Source organism: Acidobacteriota bacterium (genome assembly GCA_035529075.1).
Classification (GTDB): domain Bacteria; phylum Zixibacteria; class MSB-5A5; order GN15; family FEB-12; genus DATKXK01.
In genome coordinates this window covers 150,734-169,916 of record DATKXK010000005.1, presented here as the reverse complement: position 1 = coordinate 169,916, position 19,183 = coordinate 150,734, and the positions used below count along the sequence as shown (strand labels likewise).

The following is a 19,183-nucleotide window of genomic DNA, read 5'->3' as shown; positions in this document are numbered from 1 at the left end:
AAGCAGACAGGACATAGAGCCATGCAGAGCATTATGAAGCTGAGACAGGTGACCAAGGTATACACGACGGGCACAGTGACGTTCAGAGCGCTCAAGGGGATCAACCTGCTGGTCAACCGGGGTGAGTTCATCGCCGTGATCGGTCCCTCCGGCTCGGGCAAGTCGACCCTGATGAACATCATGGGCTGCCTGGACGTTCCGACGTCCGGTGAGTATCGCCTGGGCGACCGGCTTGTCAACAAGCTCTCATCAAACGACCTGGCGGACATACGCAACCGGGATGTCGGTTTCGTCTTTCAGGCGTTCAACCTGCTTCCGTACGCCACCGCATTCGAGAACGTCGAGGTTCCCCTGCTGTTCGCCAGGGTGAGCGACAAGAAGCGCAGAGAGCGCGTTACCGATCTTCTGGCCAGGGTCGGCCTGGCCGATAAAGCGGCCAACAAACCGACCGAATTGTCCGGAGGGGAAATGCAGCGCGTAGCCATTGCCCGTGCTCTGGCCAACGAACCGCAGATAATACTGGCCGACGAACCGACCGGCAACCTTGACTCAGCCTCGGGCGCCGAAATCGTCACGCTGTTCTGTGAGCTGTGGAGCACCGGCAAGACCATCGTTGTCATTACCCACGATCAGTCCATCGCCAGTCGGGCGGAACGGATAATAAGGCTGAAGGACGGCATGATCGATACTGACGGCAACGCGCAGCAACAAGGCCGCTCCGACTCTCTGCCGGCCGGCACGCCGGGCTGATCAGTTCGGTCCGGCAGATTCCGCACGCGCCTGCTGCGTGAGCAGGCTCACTACCACCACCGCCAGAAAGGCCAGCACGAAGGCCGGCACCAGTTCATAGAGCACCCCGCTGAGGGCGCTGATCTCCTTCCACACCACGGCCACCGCCGTACCCGTAACCATGCCCGCAATGGCCCCGGCTTTGGTGGCCTTTCTCCAGGTAAGGCCCAGGATGACGACCGGTCCGAACGCCGCTCCCAACACTCCCCAAGCATACAGAACGAATGTGAAAATGACGCGGTTCTCGCTCACTGCAAACAGCACGGAGATCAGAGCCAGGATCACGAGAGTCCAGCGGTCAAGCGCCTGGTACCGCGTGCCCTCGGTCCCGCCGGCTCCCCTGGCGTATCCGAACACGTCTCTCGAGAGAATGGTTGAAACAACAATCAACTGGGAATCGGCGGTCGAGCAGATGGCCGAAACGATGGCCGCAACGACGAAGCCGCCGATGACCGGAGGCAGGAATTCACCACAGGCCAGCGGCAGGGCCTGTTCGGGGTCACCCAGCGTGCCGAAGTATGCGCGGGCAAACAGACCGAACAAAATCGCACCCAGATACACCAGCAGGAACCAGCTAAGCGATATGAATCTTCCTCTTCGGATAGCCGCCGTATCCCTGGCTGCTTTGAACCGGGCCAGAACGTGCGGCTGTCCGGGGTAGCCCAGACCGATTCCCAGCATGCCGACGACGAACCCCAACAGGGCCAGGCCCGCCCTGCCACCCGTGAACGAAAACAATTCCGGAGCCGAGGGGCTCAACCGGCTGACAACCTCGGCGTATCCACCCACCTTCACGGCCAGAATGACGGGCATCCCGATCAGAGCGACTACCATGAACGTCGCCTGGACAATGTCCGTCCAGCAGACGGCCCGAAAACCGCCGGTCACGGTATAGGCCAGGATGATGCCCGCGCCGACCAGGACACCGATCCAGTAAGGTAATGAAAACACGGCTTCGAAGGCCTTGCCGGCCGCGTTCATCTGGGCCGCCACGTAACCGAGCATGGCGGCGGTGATGATAATCACAGGTATGTAACGCAGGGCCGGGGAACCTTTACCGAATCGGTGGGCGATAAACTGCACCAGCGTCACGGCGCCGCTCTCGCGCGTGCTGCGTCTGAGGCGCTCGGCGATCACAAACCAGTTGAACAGATAGCCGGCCCCTATGCCGACCATGATCCACAGCGCCGAAAGGCCCACGGTGAAGGCCGTACCGACCAGCCCGAGCATTACCCACCCGGATTCCGCGCTGGCCGAGGCCGACAGAGCCGACGCCCAAGGGCCCAGTTCACGATTGGCCAGGACGAAATCGTCGGTGGTTTTCCGCCTCAGTCGCGACGAGTACAGGCCGATGGTTATGATCCCTGCCGTGTAAACCAGAAACGAGATGGCCAGGGTGGGATTGAATTGCACTGTCTACTCCTTGCACGTCGGCAGGCCGCACGAATGCAGCGTGGATATTCGATCCGGGAAACGATCTTCAACATCCAGCCGCAGCCGGATCAAGTCAATTAAAATCCCTTTCTCAGGCACATGCTCTGCGCCCACCGCACGACGCGATAATGCAACCATGAGGCCTGTAGAAGCGCGCCGTCGACGGTGCCACACGGGCCGTCCGGCCGAGGTTGGAACCTGCCGGTTCGATCAGACCGGGGGAGTTTCGAAAAGGGTTCAATTCAATCGATGTTCCGCAGGTCATCATAACCTAATCCGACCTACTTTGCCCGCTTAGACGCTTCCATAACTACCTGCACGCCAACGAGCTAATCAGCGCCAAAAAACTGTTGCACACTGGCGAATAATTCCGATATATTTACCATTATTCGTGAAATGCGTAACTTGCCGAGTGTAAAACGTGATCTTCAGAACACTGATAATCATTGCCAGCTACCTGTTGCTCGCCGCCGGAGTATGCGGACAGGATCGAGCTTGCCTGTTCTGTCACAACCCACAGCCGCCGGCAGACCAGCAGAATGCACAGTCGGTCGACACATCGGTGCTGGCCGCCTCCGTCCATCGCGACATCGGGTGCAGCGATTGTCATCAGGTCAGTAGCGGTGAACCGCACCGCGGCAATCGCATTGTTTATTGCGCGAGTTGCCACCAGGACGAGGCTAAGGGGTACAATCGGTCGCCCCACGTGGCCGGGCGCTCGGTCAGTGTCGAAAGCCTCCCCACCTGCGTTACGTGCCACGGCGGCCATGACCTGCTTCCGGTAGACGATCCGCGGTCGCGGACTAACCATCGCAACTCGGTTTCGATCTGCGTGAAGTGTCATGCCGACGAGTCTGTTACGGGCAAGTTCACTGACGTTCCCGATCCCGGGATGATTCGCGCGTACGAGCAATCGATACACGGCAAGACGCTGCTCATCGACGGCAACATGGCGGCTCCCGCCTGCGTCGACTGCCACGGCAGCCACTCCTTCTTCCCCTCGGACGAGCCGGAAAGTCCGATTTACAAGAGCCACATCGCGGGGACGTGCGGACGGTGTCACGGGGAGATTTCCGAAACCTACGCCGAGTCGGTGCACGGCACGGCGCTGGCCGCAGGCGTCCTGGAATCTCCGACCTGTACCAACTGCCACGGTGAGCATAACATTCGAGCGCACGACGACCCGGCCTCGCGTGTCTACGCAACCCACGTGTCCACCACCTGTTCCGATTGTCACACCTCCGAGGCCCTGGTGGCGAAATTCGGATTGAAGGCGGACCGGATCAAGACGTTCAAGGAGTCCTACCACGGGGTGGTTACCGAGTTCGGCGAGACGCGGGCCGCCAACTGTGCCTCCTGCCACGGCGCCCACGACATCTTCCCGCAATCGGACTCACGGTCGCTGATCAACGCCGCCAACATCGAGTTGACGTGCGGCAAGTGTCATGAGGGGCTGCCGGCGGACTTTGCCCACAGCCAGGTGCACACCTCGGCCAGCGACGTCGAATCCGGCGGCGAATTCTACGTACGGAAGTTTTACATCTGGTTCATCACCATCATCATTGTCGCCTTTGTGCTCTTCCGGGTTCTGGAGTACCGCCGCCGCGTAACAAGAGTGGAGTGAGAACGCGGTGCGAGCTCATCACATCGTGGCGTATTTCCTCTGCGCCGGCGCCATCCTGCTGCCGACGGGTGACGGGTTGCTGGCCATGCCGAAGTGCATGATCTGTCACGGAAAGCAGGATCTGGCCCGGGTCGAGGAGACCGGTCGTCGCATACCCCTGCACGTCGACGAGTCCATCCTGAAGTCATCCGTTCACGCCGCCAGAGCCTGCACGGATTGCCACGTTGATATCGTCGACATTCCTCACCAGCGGGCCAGGAAGGTCGATTGCCGGCGGTGCCACTACTCCGGGAATCCCGTCGGCGCCCCCGACGGCGACTTTTATGACGAGTATGAGCAGTCGGTCCACGGCCTTGAGGTCCTCCGGGGCAACCCGGACGCCCCCGTTTGCCAGGATTGTCACGGAACGCACGACGTTCTGCCGACCGGCGCGACCGAATCCCGAGTCTACAAGGTGAACCGGCCCAGGACGTGCGGCCGGTGCCATATCGAAACCTTTGCCGCCTACAGCCAGTCCGTCCATGGCCAGGCACTCCAGGAGGGGAACCAGGATTCACCCGACTGCTCTTCATGCCACGGCGAACACGGAATCAAGAGCGCGGGCGGCGCTGAGTCGTTGCTTGCCGGGCGGGATCTTGTCCGCACGTGTTCGGGCTGCCACGGATCCAAAGGAGTGGGCTCCAAGTACGGTATCGAATCGGACCGCGTCTCCACCTACGAACACTCCTTCCACGGCGTGGCCACCGCCCTGGGTAACAGGACCGTGGCCAACTGCGGCTCGTGCCACGGATACCACGATATTCACCCTGATGACGATCCCAGGTCCTCGGTCCATCCGGACAACATCGTCAAGACCTGCGGCAAACCCGAATGTCATCCCGAGGCAAGTCCCCGTTTCGCTTCGGGCAGAATTCACATCGATCCCACCAGCAAGAAGTCCGGCATCCTCTACTACATTACACGGTTCTTCACCATCCTGACGGTGTCGACGCTCGGCGGGCTGTTCCTGTTTATCATCCTTGACCTTTTCCGGCGGGCGAAGGCGTCGGGCCAGAAGGGGAAGTAGCCTGAGCCATGGATGACCAGACTTCGCAGAAACTGTCCGAGCGCCGCCGGCTGATCGAACAGCTGACGGAGAACATCATCGAATCAGCCGCCCCCCTGACCGACCCCGACACGCCGGAGGAAGCGCTGAAAAAGACCGCCGCCGAGATCAGCGAGCGTCTCGAGTTCGAAACCAACGTGGCGCTCAACGAGGTAGTCACAAAATACAGCCCCGGGAGAAAGCGCATTCCCGAAGAGGCCGCGGCGGAGCGCACTTTTGTCCGTTTCGGGCTGAACTTCCGCAGCCAGCACGTTCTCTTGTTCACCTCCGTCATCCTGCTCATCATCACCGGGATCCCGCTCAAGTTCCCGGAATTCGGGGTTTCGAAGTTCATCATCGTGGATTTGTTCGGCGGCCTGGAGAACTCGTCGCTCGTTCACCGCATCGGAGCGGTCGGCCTGATCCTCGTGGGAATCTGGCATCTGCTGTACTCCACGCTGTCTCGGGTGGGCCGGGGTGATTTCATCCTCATGATACCGCGGCCGCGCGACGTCATCGACTTCTATCATACCGTGATGTACTTCATTGGCCGTCGGTCACACGGGTCCAGGTCCGGCCGGTTCTCGTTCATCGAGAAATTCGACTACTGGGCCGTATACTGGGGTATGGTGATCATGATCGGGTCCGGCATCATTCTCTGGTTCAGCGAGATGTTTCCCAAGTACGGGTACGACATCGCGCGCGAGGCACACTCCGACGAGGGTCTGCTCGCCACCCTGGCCATCGTCATCTGGCATTTCTACAACGTGCACCTGAACCCGGAAGTCTTTCCCATGAGCAAGGTCTGGTGGCACGGCCGGCTGACGGAGAGCCAGATGAAACACCATCATCCCCTGGAATACGCGGAAATCCTGCAGGCGGAGCGGCAGGAACTGGCCGCACAGCTACAAAGCGGCGTCGACGACAAGGAGGTGGCGTCATGAGGCGGTTTCTCCGGTCGCTTGGCCGGCATAGTCGAGGCCTGGTAATGTTTCTGAGCATACTTGGCGGCCTTTGCATCGTGCTCATCGCTGCCCTCGCGTACGGGACGCGCGAGTCGGCCGCCTGCGACACCTGCCACTATCTGGACCCGTTCGTGCGGTACTGGCGGGCGTCAACCCACTCCGAGGTCACCTGCCAAGGGTGCCATGACTATTCCATGGCCGACCTTGCCCGCTCTACGTACACGTACCTCACCGGCACTTACAACCCGCGGCCCCGGGCCAACGTACCGGATGAAGGGTGCCTGGCCTCGGACTGCCACGAGGCGCGACTGCTGATGGGGATGACCGAATACCGCCAGGGAATCCTGTTCGATCACGCCGTCCACCTGGAGAAACCCCTCCGGGGCGAGAAGCTGCGGTGTACCTCCTGCCACAACCAGTTCGTCCACGTGCACGAGGAGCTGACTTCCACGCACCTGACCGTCAACGACAAGGCCTGTTTCGTCTGCCACTTCAAGGACGCCGGCCTGGGGGAAGCCATCACCGGCTGTGACGCCTGCCACGGGATGCCGAAAGATCCCGTCAGCCACAACGGGTTCACCTTCGAGCACGAACCGTACGTGAAACTCGGCTTCGAATGCAAGCAGTGCCATACGCGGATTGTCGAAGGTGACGGGTCGCTCGTACCCGGCACCTGCCATGCCTGCCACAACGAGCGCGATCCACAGCAGCACAGCCGCGAGGAGCTCCACGCCATCCACGTCACGACGAACGGCATCGACTGCTTCGAATGCCATTCCGACATCGAACACGGCAATTACGAGATGACCGGCGCCACCGACACCGGGTGCGAGACCTGCCACCTGAACCAGCACAACCGAAAGAAGCAACTGTACATGGGGATCGGCGCGAAAAACACGGCGGACATGCCCGGCGTTATGTTCCGACAACAGGTTGCCTGCACCGGATGCCACACCCACGTTACTCCTGAAGGGGAGGTTCTTTCGGGTCAGGCCAAGCGAGAAGCCGAACGCGCCGCTTGCGTGACCTGCCACGGCAAGGGATTCGACCTGATGTTCGACGCCTGGCTGGTCGGCTCCAGGCACGTGATAGAACAGTATCAGGCGTATCTGACCCGCCTTCGCTCGGACCTCAAAACAATCGGCGGCGGCAAGAAGGCGAGAACCAGGGCACGGGAGGCCCTGAGCGCGGCCGAGGGCAACTTCCTGTTCGTGCGCGACGGGCGAATCCCGCATAATATCCCCTACGCGCTGACCATACTCAACACCGGCGCTGACAGGCTGGAAACCGAGATGAAAGGCATTGATCCGGCCTACTCACCGCCAGACCGCGGGGCCGGCCTCAAACCCGAGAACACGTGCACCGTCTTCTGCCACGGCAGCTATCTCCAGCCCGAGACGGTCAGGTACGAAGACGGCGAGCTGCCGCATCAGGCACACGTAGAAGACATGGAGCTGGCCTGCTCCAGTTGCCATTCAGTCAGCGAGCACGGCAAGACGGTAATCAACGCCGATGTCTGTGCCGAGTGTCACTGACCGGCTACTTTGTCGCCGGGTGACGTGCGAACCCGGCCGATACCCCTCCATCACGGCGCGATACGGGCCTGCGCAGCAATTGGCCGTTGACGGGCGGCCTTCGGCAGGACCATATTAGCGTTGCAGAGAATCGGCGCGGGCGCACGTGGGTGCACCCGTGAACCATGCCCGAGGGCGGACCTGCAAGTGGTGGACGAAACAGCACCGGTGAAAACGCCGCCGTCTGATTACGCCATAGGATCGTACTGTTCCTCAACGGCCTGGGGCGGCCTTGAGATGAACGTCGTACGGTTCCTGGGCTGGATGCGCGGGCGCGGCTGGAGTACCGTGCTCTATGCACGCCCGGACTCCGTCGTTTCTCAAAGGGCGCTCAGCGCAGGCATCACGGTTCGTGCCGTCAGTTCCCCGTTTACGTACGGCGATCCCGTCAGCGCATATCGGCTGGCCCGCATGATACGTTCGGACAACGTCGGGGTATTGTTGCTGCACCAGAGCCGGAACGTCATTCTCGGGGTCGTGGCCGGGCTGATCTCCGCGAACCGCTTCAAACTCGTTTACTGCCAGCACATGCACGTCGGTGGGACGAAAAAGGACGTGGTCCACGCCTGGATGCACCGCCGCCTGGACGCCTGGGTCACGCCCCTGCCGTGGCTGGCCGCGAGGGTCCTGGAGAAAACGGTCATCCCCCGCGAGAGAATCCATATTATTCCGCACGGCATCGAACTGCAACAGTTCACGTCCGAGCGTCTCGACAAAACGGCCGCGCGAAGAAAGCTGGGTCTGCCCGAGGGCGTCCCGCTCGCCGGCATCATCGGCCGGCTCGACCCCAAGAAAGGCCAGGATACGGCCGTCAGGGCACTGGCCCGCGTACATCAAGCCGGACACCGGCTGCATCTCGCGGTAATCGGTGACCAGACCCTCTCGGAAAACACCGGCTATGCCGGGCACCTGCATGAACTGATCGACAGTCTCAACCTGCGCGACTTTGTTCACTTTCGGCCGCACCAGGACCGGCCCGAATACGCCTTCGCCGCCTTTGACATGTTCGTGCTCGCGTCTCGATCAGAAACCTACGGCATGGTGACGATCGAAGCGTTTGCCTCGGGCCTGCCGGTGATCGGCACCAGCGAGGGAGGCACCCTTGACCTGATCATGCCCGAACAAAACGGCCTGCTCTTTCCGCCGGGAGACGACGAGGCGCTAAGTGCGGCCATTTGCCGCTACGTCACTGACCGTGAGTTCTCCGCCCGCATGGCCGCCCGGGCGGAAAACGACGCGATCGCAAAATACTCACATGTTTCGGAGTGCGAAGGCTGGGAACGCCTCCTGGCAACCATAGGTCTCTGATCCGGAACCGGCCCCCTGCCGCAGGGACGGCCTGCCCTCACGGCCGCTCACAGTTCAGCCAAACGTCACGAGTATCGTGCCACCGACCCCCAGCACGATTCCGATCACCCGCAGGATTGTAGTTTTCTCCCGGAGAAACAGCGCGGCAAGGATGAAGATGAAGACGTTGTTGGTCTGATTGAGGACTGCCGCCACCGATACCTGGGTGTATTTCATCCCGGCCAGCCAGAGAATCATCGAAACGTAGGCGCCGATAAAAGAGCCTGAGAGAGTGTAAATCCACCGCTGCCGTGATACGATCGACCGGACGATGTTTCGACGTGAAGGGTGAAACAGCAACACGGCAAGCAGAACGGCGACGCCGCCGAGCAGGCGGACCTCCGTGACCCACAACAGCGGCGAACGGTCCAGGAGCGGTTTGACCATGACGATGCCGACCGCCATGGCCGCCACGGATAGAACGCCCCAGAGCACGCCGAGGAGAATGGTGCGACGGTCACCGCCGTGCGAATTCTTTCCGCGAGTCACGGTCAGCACGGCGGAGACAACCAGTATGGCTCCCACGAGTTGCCACGTGCTCAGGCTTTCGCCAAGCCAGAGCATGGAAAGACCGATCGTAAAGGGACTGTAAAGACAATCGATAATGGCCGTCAGACTCGCGCCGAGCGTATTCAGACATTTGAAGAAGAGGGTGTCGGCAATCCCGATCCCGAGCGCGCCGCTGACGAGTACGAGCAGGTAGTCGCCGATCGGAACCGGGCGCAACAGCGCTTCTCCCCACAGCCACATGGTCGGGAGAAAAAGCAGGGTCGCCAGCACGTTCTTAAACAGATTCAGCCCGACAGGGTGGACTATTTCACCGCTCTTCTTGAAAAGAACGACGGCGACGGCCCAGGTGACGGCCGTGCTCAGAGCCATGAATTCACCGAGGTGACTGGAAACGGAAGGCACGGTCACGCCGGACCTGCCGGTCGCGCTATGGTGTCATCCATTGCAGTACGCAAGTTCGTTCCCCAGCCGAAAGGTCAGTCATGATGCAATTGCCAGCGAAGGTAATCCAAAACCGCCTTCGCCACAAGTGGTGCTACCCGGTTAATCTGCGAGAGGAAGAACGGTATCCCCGTTCTCACACGAGAGTCTGAAGCCGAACAGACGGTGGTTTCCCACCGCCGGCCGGCCGGCTCGGCGGCTGCGGCGCGCGGCGCCTAACCGGTTATCTGTTAACAAGATAGTCCGGTGCGAGCAATGGCCGGGCAGGCAGATAAATATAGCTGACGGCTTGACAAAACCGGGCCAAAGTAGTATCAATCCTTGTGAAAAAAATAACTAAGCTGTAAACACCAGAGGCGCCGCCGGCAGGCCGTCGACACAGTATCGGAGGTCTGCACGTCGCCTCTCTTACCAAGAAAGGTTTGGCAATGGCAGATCGAGCATTCAACGCCTTCGAAATGGCTCAGGCTCAGTTCGACAAAGTTGCCGATTTCCTCGAACTCGATGAAGCAACGCGCGAGTTGCTGCGCAACCCGCTCCGGGAATACCAGTTTCTGATTCCCATTCGGCTGGACGACGGCAGCGTCAAGGTGCTGCACGGTTTCCGTGTGCAGCATAACGACGCGCGCGGTCCGTGCAAAGGAGGTATCCGGTTCCACCCCCAGGAAACCATCGACACCGTCCGCGCGCTGGCCATGTGGATGACATGGAAGTGCGCAGTCGTCGACATACCGCTGGGAGGCGGCAAGGGCGGTGTGGTCTGTGATCCGCACAACCTGAGCGCACGGGAACAGGAAAAGATTTGCAGGGGCTGGGTACGGCAACTGGCCAAGAACGTCGGCCCGGTATCAGACATCCCTGCCCCTGACGTGATGACCAGTGCCCAGCACATGCTCTGGATGCTCGACGAATTCGAGCACCTGCACGGCGGCAAGTACCCCGGATTTATCACCGGCAAGCCGGTCGGCATGGGTGGTTCCCTTGGACGCACGGAGGCCACCGGCTACGGCGTCATTTTTACCGTCCGGGAAGCTCTCCGACAACTCGAAATCCGACCCCAGGATACGACGGCCTCGGTCCAAGGATTTGGAAACGTAGCCCAATACGCGATTCGGCTGTACCAGCAGATCGGCGGTACCGTCACCTGCGTCTCGTGCTGGGACCAGAATGACCAGGTTTCATACGCCTATCGCAAGGAGCAGGGTATTGACATAGACGCCCTGCTTGGCATAACCGACCGGTTCGGGGGCATCGACAAGGAGAAAGCCGGAGCCCTGGGCTACGACGTCCTTCCCGGCGACGCCTGGCTCGAGCAAAACGTCGACATCCTGATTCCGGCGGCGCTTGAAAACCAGATTACCGGCGACAACGTCGATAAGATAAGCAAGAAGGTAAAGCTCATTGCCGAGGGCGCCAACGGACCCACCACGCCGGAGGCCGACAGCGCCATCGAGCAGCGAAATATCTTCATGATTCCCGACTTCCTGGCCAACGCCGGCGGCGTGACGTGCAGCTACTTCGAACAAGTTCAGAGCAACATGAACTACTTCTGGGAGAAGGACGAGGTTCTGGGAAAGCTGGACGTCAGGATGACTGCGGCATTTCAGGCCGTAAGCGAGCTGGCACGTAAGAGGAAGCTGTACATGCGCGATGCAGCTTACGTAATCGCGGTTGAACGAGTGGTTCACGCTTGCCGGGATCGCGGCTGGGTCTGATTCCGACGATCAAGCATACACAGGCCCTCCGGCCGGCGCCGCCATGACGAATTGTCCGCGCGGTGACGAACCGGCCCGAACCCTGCGTTCACGTGCCGGTACAATTGTATTGGCTGGCGGATCGATCGATGGTATTTTGAGTATTGAGGTATTACCTGGGTCCGGGAAGGGAGAAAAGTGCGGTGAATCGCCGGCAGTACGTATCCGGTGCGTCGGATATTCCTCGTTTTGACCGCCAGTTCTTCGACGGCCGTGAAACCTTCACTCGCATCGGCTCGGGCGGTCTCGGCGGCAAGGCATCGGGGCTCGCCTTCATGCACAAGGTGCTCGCGTCGCATTTCGAGGCCGGCATGTTTCGCAACGTTGCCGTGAACATCCCCAATCTCACGGTTCTGACGACCGACGTGTTTGACGCCTTTATCGAGCAGAACCGTCTTGAGGACATCGCGCTGTCCGATGAACCTGACGAGCGCATAGCCGCCGCCTTCCAGAACGGTGCGATTCCGGCCGCAGTCGTCGGTGATCTGCGCGCCCTCGTCGCCAAGATCCACCAGCCCGTGGCCGTCCGCTCATCGAGCCTCCTGGAAGACGCCATGTTCGAGCCGTTCGCCGGCATCTACGCAACCAAGATGATCCCGAACAACCAGGCCGATGCGGACACGCGATTCAAAAAGCTGACCGAGGCAATAAAGTTCGTCTATGCATCCACGTACCTGAGTGCGGCCAGGAGCTACGCCGCGATGACCAGCCGGACGATCAGTGAGGAGAAGATGGCCGTCATCATTCAGGAAGTTGTGGGTCAGCGGTCCCAGGATCGCTTCTACCCGGCCGTCTCCGGGGTGGCGCGATCCTACAATTTCTACCCGGTAGGACGGGCCGAACCTGAGGACGGTATCGTCAGCCTGGCCCTGGGGCTGGGGAAAACGATTGTCGACGGCGGCAAGTGCTGGTCGTACTCGCCGGTTTACCCGTCGGTCGACCCGCCGTTCACTATTGCCGACCAACTGGAACAGACACAGACGGACTTCTGGGCTGTCAACATGGGGAAACCCCCGGCCTTTGACCCCTTACGGGAGACCGAGTATCTTGTGAGGTGCCGCCTGGCGGATGCCGAGATGGACGACACCCTGCGCCACGTCGCGTCCACGTACGTGGCACAGGATGATCGGATCGTAATGGGCACAGCCGCCGACGGGCCGCGCATTATCAACTTCAGGCCCATCCTGCAACTGGGCGAGATACCGGTGAACGACCTCGTACGGGAGTTGCTCGAACAGTCTGAAAAAGCGGTCGGAACCAAAGTCGAGATCGAGTTCGCCCTGACCGTGGATTCCCGGAGTGACACACCGGTGCGTTTCGGCTTCCTGCAAGTCAGGCCGATGGTCGTCTCGCACGAAGTAGTGGACGTTGCCGAGACCGAGTTGAGCGCGGACGGCGTGCTGATCGCATCGAGCCGGGTCATGGGAAACGGGTGTTTCGAGACAATCCATGACGTCGTTTACGTCCGACCGGAGCGGTTCAGTGCCCGCCGGACGCCCCTGATCGCCCGGGAACTTGAGAAACTTAATCGCCGCCTGGTCGCGGAGGGACGTCCTTACCTGCTCATCGGCTTTGGCCGGTGGGGAAGCACCGACCCCTGGCTCGGCACGCCGGTCAACTGGGCCCAGATATCCGGCGCGAAGGTAATCGTGGAAGCTACCTTGCCGGAAATGAACGTCGAACTGAGCCAGGGCTCACACTTCTTCCACAACATCACCAGCTTCCGGATCTGCTATTTCTCCGTGCGTCACGATGGAGAGCATTCTATCGACTGGTCCTGGCTTAACGGCCGGCCAACGTTCACAGAAACCGATAATGTACGCCACGTGCGGCTGTCATCGCCCTTGAAAGTCAGGGTCGATGGTCGCCATGGCCGGGGTGTGGTATTCTCATGACTGGCAAAAGAAAATCCGTCAACAAGCTCCTGGACTCTCTGCACGAGCGCGCCAAGGAGCTGAACTGCCTGTACGCGATCGAAGAACTGCTGAACAGACCGGACGTCGATCCGGCCACGGCCTTCAAGGAACTCCTCACGGCCATTCCACCGGGCATGCAGTATCCCGACATCTGTTCGGTCCAAATCGTGTTTGAGGACGACATCTTCCAGCCTCCCGATTTCGAGGAGACACCGTGGGTGAGGAGTGCGGATATTATTGTACAGGAAAGGCCCGCGGGGAGTATCAGCGTATACTACGGCAAGGAATTGCCACCGGCTGACGACGGGCCGTTTCTCAAGGAGGAATCGCGGCTCATCAAGACCATCGCCGATCGCCTCGGCCACTTCCTCCTGCATTACCAGCTCAAACAGGTCTTCCAGGACTGGGAAACGACCAGGAAGGGCCTGGCCGAGCACAAAGCCGGCGAGTGGAGAACGGTGCTCGAACTGCTTCGCCAGACCGACAGGAACCTGTTTATCAAACTGTCGCACAAAATGCTCAACTACCTCTCCTGGAGCGGGGTCGCTGAAGCCGAGAAGCTGCTGCAAAGCTCCAGTTCGCACAAGAGGGTTGCGGAGGACCAGGCCGTGGAACAGGCCAATCGTCCCTACCGCCAGGCTCCGCTGGCCCTGCCGATCAGCATGGCCGACGAAATCTTCCAGATCGCGGCGGAACACATGACTGACGACGAGCTGGTGTCGCGCCTTCAGAAATGGATTCAGGAAGATAAACTGAGTTTCCTGGTGCAGGTTGTGAACCGGAACGTCCCGCTCTCCGAAGTCGCCGACGCGGTGCGCCGATTCCATCACGTGGCGCCGGGCGAACCGGACCTCACCTCGTCCGCCGTCAAGGGGATCACCGTATCCCTTATCCGACGCTTTCTTTCGGACCAGTTGGACTATATAAACGTGGCCAAGAACTACATCAAGATCAGTGATTTTCACGACCTGCTCAACTACATCATCTTTGCGCCTGAAAGCCACGGCAAGCTGGGCGGCAAGAGCGCCGGCCTGTACCTTGCCTCGCAGATTGTCAAGAAGGGCACCAGACGCGTCAAGGGCCAGAGCGCGGTGAAGGTGCCCAAGACGTGGCATGTCTCCTCCGACATGCTCCTGGATTTCATGCACTACAATAACCTCGACGAGATCGTTGAACAGAAATACAAGCCGATCGACCAGGTTCGGCTCGAATATCCGCACATCGTGCGGACGTTCAAGAATTCCGCGTTTCCGACCGAAATGATCAAGGGTCTGTCGATGGCGCTGGACGATTTCGGCGACGGCCCGCTGATTGTGCGAAGCTCAAGTCTTTTGGAAGACCGTGTGGGCGCCGCATTCTCCGGCAAGTACAAGAGCCTTTTCCTGGCCAACCAGGGCAGCAAGCGGCAGAAGCTCGACGCCCTGCTGGATGCCATTGCCGAGGTATACGCCTCAACCTTCGGCCCCGATCCCATCGAGTACCGGGCCGAGCGCGGGCTGATCGACTTTGCCGAGGAAATGGCCATCATGATCCAGAAGGTTGTCGGCTCCCAGGTGGGCGATTACTTCCTGCCGCCGTTTGCCGGCGTCGTATTCAGCCGGAACGAGTTTCGCTGGTCCCCGAGGATCAATCGCGAGGACGGCCTGGTCCGGATGGTCCCCGGGCTCGGCACGCGTGCCGTGGATCGGCTCAGCGACGATTATCCGATACTGATGGCCCCCGGGCAGCCGCAGTTGAGAGTCAACACGACGACCGACGACGTGCTGCGGTATTCCCCGAAGCGTATTGACGTCATCGACCTCAAGAAGAACGTGTTCGAAACCGTCGCCATCTCGGATCTGCTGAAGAAGTTCGGATACCAGTTTCCGCAGATCAACCAGCTCGTGTCCATACACCGTGACGGCCACCTCCACCAGCCTCTCGGCTCCAGCATCGACTTCGACGAGGACGACGTGGTGGTGACGTTCGAAGGGCTTTTCTCCAACTCGACCTTTATCGAGCAGATCCGTGAAATGATGGCGGTGCTGGAGGAAGAACTGCGCATGCCCGTGGACGTTGAATTCGCCCACGACGGCCGCGACCTGTATCTTCTGCAGTGCCGTGCCCAGAGCCGTACCGAGGAGGACTATGCGTCCCCCATCCCCCACGATACCCCGCAGGACAAGATAGTCTTCTCCGCGAACCGATACGTGTCAAACGGCCGGGTCCCGGACATCTCCCACATCGTGTATATCGACCCGGAGAAGTACTCGGCCCTAACGTCCCGAAAAGACCTCGCGGCCGTCGGCCAGGCCGTCGGGCAACTCAACAAGGTATTGCCGAAACGGCAGTTCATACTGATGGGTCCCGGACGATGGGGCAGCCGCGGTGACATCAAGCTCGGCGTCAACGTCACTTACTCTCAGATCAACAACACGGCCGTGCTGATTGAATTGGCGCGCAAGAAGGGTAATTACGTTCCCGATCTGTCGTTCGGCACCCACTTCTTCCAGGACCTGGTGGAGGCACGCATACGCTACCTGCCACTGTACCCGGATGACGAGAGCGTTGTTTTCAACGAGAAGTTTCTCACCGGCTCGCCCAACATGCTCCCCGTCATGCTGCCCGAGTTTTCGTCGCTCGGCGACACCGTCCGCCTGATCGACGTCGCCAGCGTGACCGACGGCTCGATCCTGAGGGTACTGATGAATGCCGAGCTTGGCCAGGCGGTGGGGATACTGGCCGACCCGTCGTTTGACGTCACCGATGCCCAACCCCGTATGAACCACGGTGACAGACGGCCGGATGGCAGCTGGCGCTGGCGGATGCTGATGGCGGAGCACGTGGCGGCCCAGCTTGACCCCAAGCGTTTCGGCGTGAAAGCGTTCTACGTGATCGGCAGCACCAAGAACGCCACGGCGGGAGATGCCAGTGATATCGACATCCTGTTGCATCTTGACGGAACCGACGAACAGCGAAAGGCGCTGCAGGAGTGGCTTGAAGGCTGGAGTCTGTGCCTGGATCATCTGAACTACCTCAGGACGGGCTATCGATCCGGCGGCCTGCTGGACGCCCACTTCGTCACCGATGAGGATATCACGAAGAGAACAAGCTACGCCGCCAAGATCGACGCCGTAACCGATACCGCCAAGCAACTGTCTCTGGGCACACAGGTGAAAAAGCCGTTATAACAGTTCCCTGGATGCGGTCTCCGGACCGGCCGGGTCAAACCGCACCAGAGCCAGCTCAGAACCGTCGTGAGCGGCCGAGAAAAGGAACGTACGACCGATACGTTCCCGCCAGGCGCCCGTCAGCCGGGGCGATTCATGAATGTGGCCGTGCAGGGTCAGCAGCGGTTGTCTGGATTCAATAAAGCGTCGCACGGCAATGCTGCCGACGTGCACGTCGAGCGGCACGCCGTCCACCATCCGGCCGTCAAGCCCGGCACGGTCCAGGCCGGTGTTGTACGGGGGCGCGTGGAACAGCATTATCCCGCTGGTCAGGTCCTGCTTCCCTGCCAGGCGATCCAGGTCCTGCTGTATCGTTGAGTACCGGATCTCCCTTTCCGAAACCGGCGTCGTTCGCCACCCCCGCTCCGGCGACACGGACCCCGGATCAACGTGGCGCGACACGTCGTATCGCTCCCAGTCCTTCAAGTGAAACGGCGTAGGCGGCACGCAGGCGTACCCGCACACACGAAAGGATGAAAACGGCACACAGCGTTCGTGCACGTACTCCCACAAGCCCCCGGATTCCCCGCGCACTATCGCCGTCTCCTCGTCGCGCCTGTCGTCGTTACCCAGGATCAGGAACACGCGCGGGTACTTCGAGCCGCAGATCCGCCGTGTCTCGGCAAATCCCGGCACCAGGAACGCGGTCACGAAATCATGATCGGATGAGCCGGCGGCGGCGACCCGCGCCGCGGCCGACGGCAGGAGATCACCGCCGAGAAACACCGCCGCGGGCAGTTCGTCAGTGACGGCGGCAAACAGCTTCTGATAGCGTTCGGTATCTCCGTGCAGATCTGAAACAAAAAAGCAGCCCAATGCAGGCTTTCTCCTCGGGCTTCGCAGTTAACCCGTCGACGGCTTACCGCCTCCGGGCTATTCGTTCGGCTCCAACTCAGTACCCGACAAAGCTCGCGGTAAGCGAGGCCGACAGCGCGTCCCACGTGATTCTGTCGTTGGTCGTCCGCTCGACCGCGTGTGACCACGTTACGTTGCAGGCGAGGTGGAAGTGACGTGAAGCTTCATATCCACCGCCGAGGAACAGGCCGAGCGCCAGCGGCATACCATCGGACTCGAACGCGGGCCGGTCGTCCTCAAAGGGGTTCGCGACTGCCGACCATCCAAAACCGGTTTCAAAGAACCAAGACGGCGCCCTCTGATTCAGATAGTAGTGAACCGCCGGGCCCCCGAGCAAGTGCTGCTCCGTGGAAAACAGAAACCAGCCTATTGCGAACGGAGTCAGCACGAAGTATGCAAGACCCTTTTCCGTCTTCAGCGACACTTTGTCCAGGTGCCGCTCGTAGTCATCGCCCAGGTCGTCAAGAAACAGCGACGTTCGGTGAGTATAGTAAAACTGCAGCCGTTCGGTCGGGGCGTAGCCGACTCTGAAGTCAACCGCGAGCGTCCCCCTGGTGGCGTGGCGCGAGACGCTGCCGTTCCGGGCACGGAGATACGTGAATCCCGGGCCGATAGCCGTACCCGCGACAAAGCCTCGTCGGTCATCATCAAAGGGATCGCGGCCGGTGGCGGCTGTCGTCACGGTGCACGCAATCAAGACGGCTGCGATTAGAAGTGTCCTGCCAAGGTGAATACCGTTTCTCCCCGGCCGTGCCGCCCGCATCCGGTTTGACCAAACGCAAGCCTGCTGAGTTGGGCGCGGATCACAAGCATGGTGATCGCCGGCGACCATTGGTGATCAGTGTACTTTCTTGATGGCGTCGCCGATGGCTTTGCGGATCCCTTCCCTGGGCGCTTCGTGACCCCAGCCTATTTCACGGCCGTTGACAAAGATACCGCGCGGAATCTGGTAGCGCAAGAGGGTCGCCCGATCGTCGGCACAATACTCTCGCAGCACGACGGCGTCTCCGAACTCCGCAGCCACCTCGCGCACCCGGTGGGCCTCAATGTCGCTGGTGCCGCAGAACGTTGTCCAGAAGAGGTCCACCACAACCCGGCCTGCCGCGGGCTCGTATATGTAGTTTCGTTCCAGGAGCCGGGGCGGTTCGGCCGACGGGTCAAGAGCTTTCCACAGCGCGGCCGTTTTGCCTTTACGGTCCGCCACCGTGAAGCCGCAACGCTCGAAAAAGGGCGCCGGCATGAACCAGAAGTCATGGTAGAACGCCACCGTGGCCAGTCCCTTCTTCCCCTGCCGCCTCACTTCATCTTCGGCGTCGACCACGAGCGACCGCCCGACGGCCTTCCCACCCGCCCGCTTTTCAACGAACAGACAGGGAATGGCCAGCAGGTCCTTTCCCAACGCCCCTCCCGGGCAGACCTCGATGGGCATGATGTACAGAAAACCGACCGGGCTGCCATCCACGGCTCCGACCTTAACGCGTAGCCCCGATTCGTACATGCTCTTGAGCCAGGTGAGCCTCCTGCGTGCGCAAGCATCTATTTCGCTCGACTCATGCACATGGGTACAGGTAGCGACGAAGTAGTTGTCGCGCGGCTCCATGTCGCGGGTTTTCACGACGGGCATGTGGTTGTATCCCTCCCTTCCCTCTGCGGCCGGACTCGGACCCCACAGAACTTGCTA

14 protein-coding genes are annotated in these 19,183 nt (G+C 60.7%); 9 read left to right on the top strand and 5 right to left on the bottom strand.

Annotation, left to right across the window (positions count from 1 at the left end):
- Positions 1-33: 33 nt before the first annotated feature.
- Entirely contained in the window at positions 34-750 is a 717-nt protein-coding gene (locus VMY05_01465) for an ABC transporter ATP-binding protein (protein HUV29748.1), read from the top strand.
- Here the strand turns inward: VMY05_01465 and VMY05_01460 are convergent, their stop codons facing one another.
- The gene (locus tag VMY05_01460) at positions 751-2,202 is read right to left on the bottom strand and encodes a sodium/proline symporter (protein HUV29747.1); all 1,452 of its coding nucleotides are present in this window, start codon (positions 2,200-2,202) and stop codon (positions 751-753) included.
- A gap of 442 nt (positions 2,203-2,644) precedes the next feature.
- On the opposite strand from VMY05_01460, the gene VMY05_01455 reads away from it, so the two are divergent.
- From VMY05_01455 to VMY05_01435, 5 genes are all read left to right on the top strand, one after another.
- Positions 2,645-3,847, top strand: a complete 1,203-nt coding sequence (locus VMY05_01455) for a cytochrome c3 family protein (protein HUV29746.1) — start codon at positions 2,645-2,647, stop codon at positions 3,845-3,847.
- 7 nt (positions 3,848-3,854) lie between these two features.
- Positions 3,855-4,913 carry a hypothetical protein gene (locus VMY05_01450; protein HUV29745.1) on the top strand — a complete coding sequence of 353 codons (1,059 nt, stop codon included), beginning with the start codon at positions 3,855-3,857 and terminating at the stop codon, positions 4,911-4,913.
- 8 nt (positions 4,914-4,921) lie between these two features.
- The gene (locus VMY05_01445; protein ID HUV29744.1) at positions 4,922-5,875 is read left to right on the top strand and encodes a cytochrome b/b6 domain-containing protein; all 954 of its coding nucleotides are present in this window, start codon (positions 4,922-4,924) and stop codon (positions 5,873-5,875) included.
- A gap of 44 nt (positions 5,876-5,919) precedes the next feature.
- Entirely contained in the window at positions 5,920-7,431 is a 1,512-nt protein-coding gene (locus tag VMY05_01440) for a cytochrome c3 family protein (protein ID HUV29743.1), read from the top strand.
- Between the two features lie 186 nt (positions 7,432-7,617).
- Positions 7,618-8,778, top strand: coding sequence for a glycosyltransferase family 4 protein (locus VMY05_01435; GenBank protein ID HUV29742.1), 1,161 nt, complete (start codon positions 7,618-7,620; stop codon positions 8,776-8,778).
- A 54-nt stretch (positions 8,779-8,832) separates the two neighbouring features.
- Here the strand turns inward: VMY05_01435 and VMY05_01430 are convergent, their stop codons facing one another.
- A complete protein-coding gene (locus tag VMY05_01430; protein HUV29741.1) occupies positions 8,833-9,696 on the bottom strand; it encodes a DMT family transporter in 864 nt (287 codons plus the stop codon).
- A gap of 500 nt (positions 9,697-10,196) precedes the next feature.
- Between VMY05_01430 and VMY05_01425 the strand changes: the two genes are divergently transcribed.
- From VMY05_01425 to VMY05_01415, 3 genes are all read left to right on the top strand, one after another.
- On the top strand, positions 10,197-11,483 hold the full coding sequence (locus VMY05_01425; protein HUV29740.1) for a Glu/Leu/Phe/Val dehydrogenase: 1,287 nt from the start codon (positions 10,197-10,199) through the stop codon (positions 11,481-11,483).
- Between the two features lie 182 nt (positions 11,484-11,665).
- Positions 11,666-13,417: a PEP/pyruvate-binding domain-containing protein gene (locus VMY05_01420; protein HUV29739.1), complete on the top strand. Its 1,752-nt coding sequence runs from the start codon at positions 11,666-11,668 to the stop codon at positions 13,415-13,417.
- The gene (locus VMY05_01415) at positions 13,414-16,608 is read left to right on the top strand and encodes a PEP/pyruvate-binding domain-containing protein (GenBank protein ID HUV29738.1); all 3,195 of its coding nucleotides are present in this window, start codon (positions 13,414-13,416) and stop codon (positions 16,606-16,608) included. Before VMY05_01420 ends, VMY05_01415 begins: the two co-directional genes overlap by 4 nt.
- Here the strand turns inward: VMY05_01415 and VMY05_01410 are convergent.
- From VMY05_01410 to VMY05_01400, 3 genes are all read right to left on the bottom strand, one after another.
- Complete coding sequence (locus VMY05_01410; protein ID HUV29737.1) at positions 16,603-17,463, bottom strand: metallophosphoesterase; 861 nt, start codon at positions 17,461-17,463, stop codon at positions 16,603-16,605. The genes VMY05_01415 and VMY05_01410 overlap by 6 nt on opposite strands.
- A gap of 76 nt (positions 17,464-17,539) precedes the next feature.
- Positions 17,540-18,184, bottom strand: a complete 645-nt coding sequence (locus VMY05_01405) for a hypothetical protein (GenBank protein ID HUV29736.1) — start codon at positions 18,182-18,184, stop codon at positions 17,540-17,542.
- Positions 18,185-18,340: 156 nt separating this feature from the next.
- Positions 18,341-19,126, bottom strand: a complete 786-nt coding sequence (locus VMY05_01400) for a hypothetical protein (GenBank protein ID HUV29735.1) — start codon at positions 19,124-19,126, stop codon at positions 18,341-18,343.
- Positions 19,127-19,183 lie beyond the last annotated feature (57 nt).

Excerpts from the sequence above, each read along its gene's own strand:
- VMY05_01445 (HUV29744.1), top strand. The coding sequence starts at position 4,922 with ATGGATGACCAGACTTCGCAGAAACTGTCCGAGCGCCGCCGGCTGATC.
- VMY05_01430 (HUV29741.1), bottom strand. The coding sequence starts at position 9,696 with ATGGCTCTGAGCACGGCCGTCACCTGGGCCGTCGCCGTCGTTCTTTTC.
- VMY05_01425 (HUV29740.1), top strand. The coding sequence starts at position 10,197 with ATGGCAGATCGAGCATTCAACGCCTTCGAAATGGCTCAGGCTCAGTTC.
- VMY05_01415 (HUV29738.1), top strand. The coding sequence starts at position 13,414 with ATGACTGGCAAAAGAAAATCCGTCAACAAGCTCCTGGACTCTCTGCAC.
- VMY05_01400 (HUV29735.1), bottom strand. The coding sequence starts at position 19,126 with ATGCCCGTCGTGAAAACCCGCGACATGGAGCCGCGCGACAACTACTTC.
- VMY05_01440 (HUV29743.1), top strand. The coding sequence starts at position 5,920 with ATGTTTCTGAGCATACTTGGCGGCCTTTGCATCGTGCTCATCGCTGCC.
- VMY05_01465 (HUV29748.1), top strand. The coding sequence starts at position 34 with ATGAAGCTGAGACAGGTGACCAAGGTATACACGACGGGCACAGTGACG.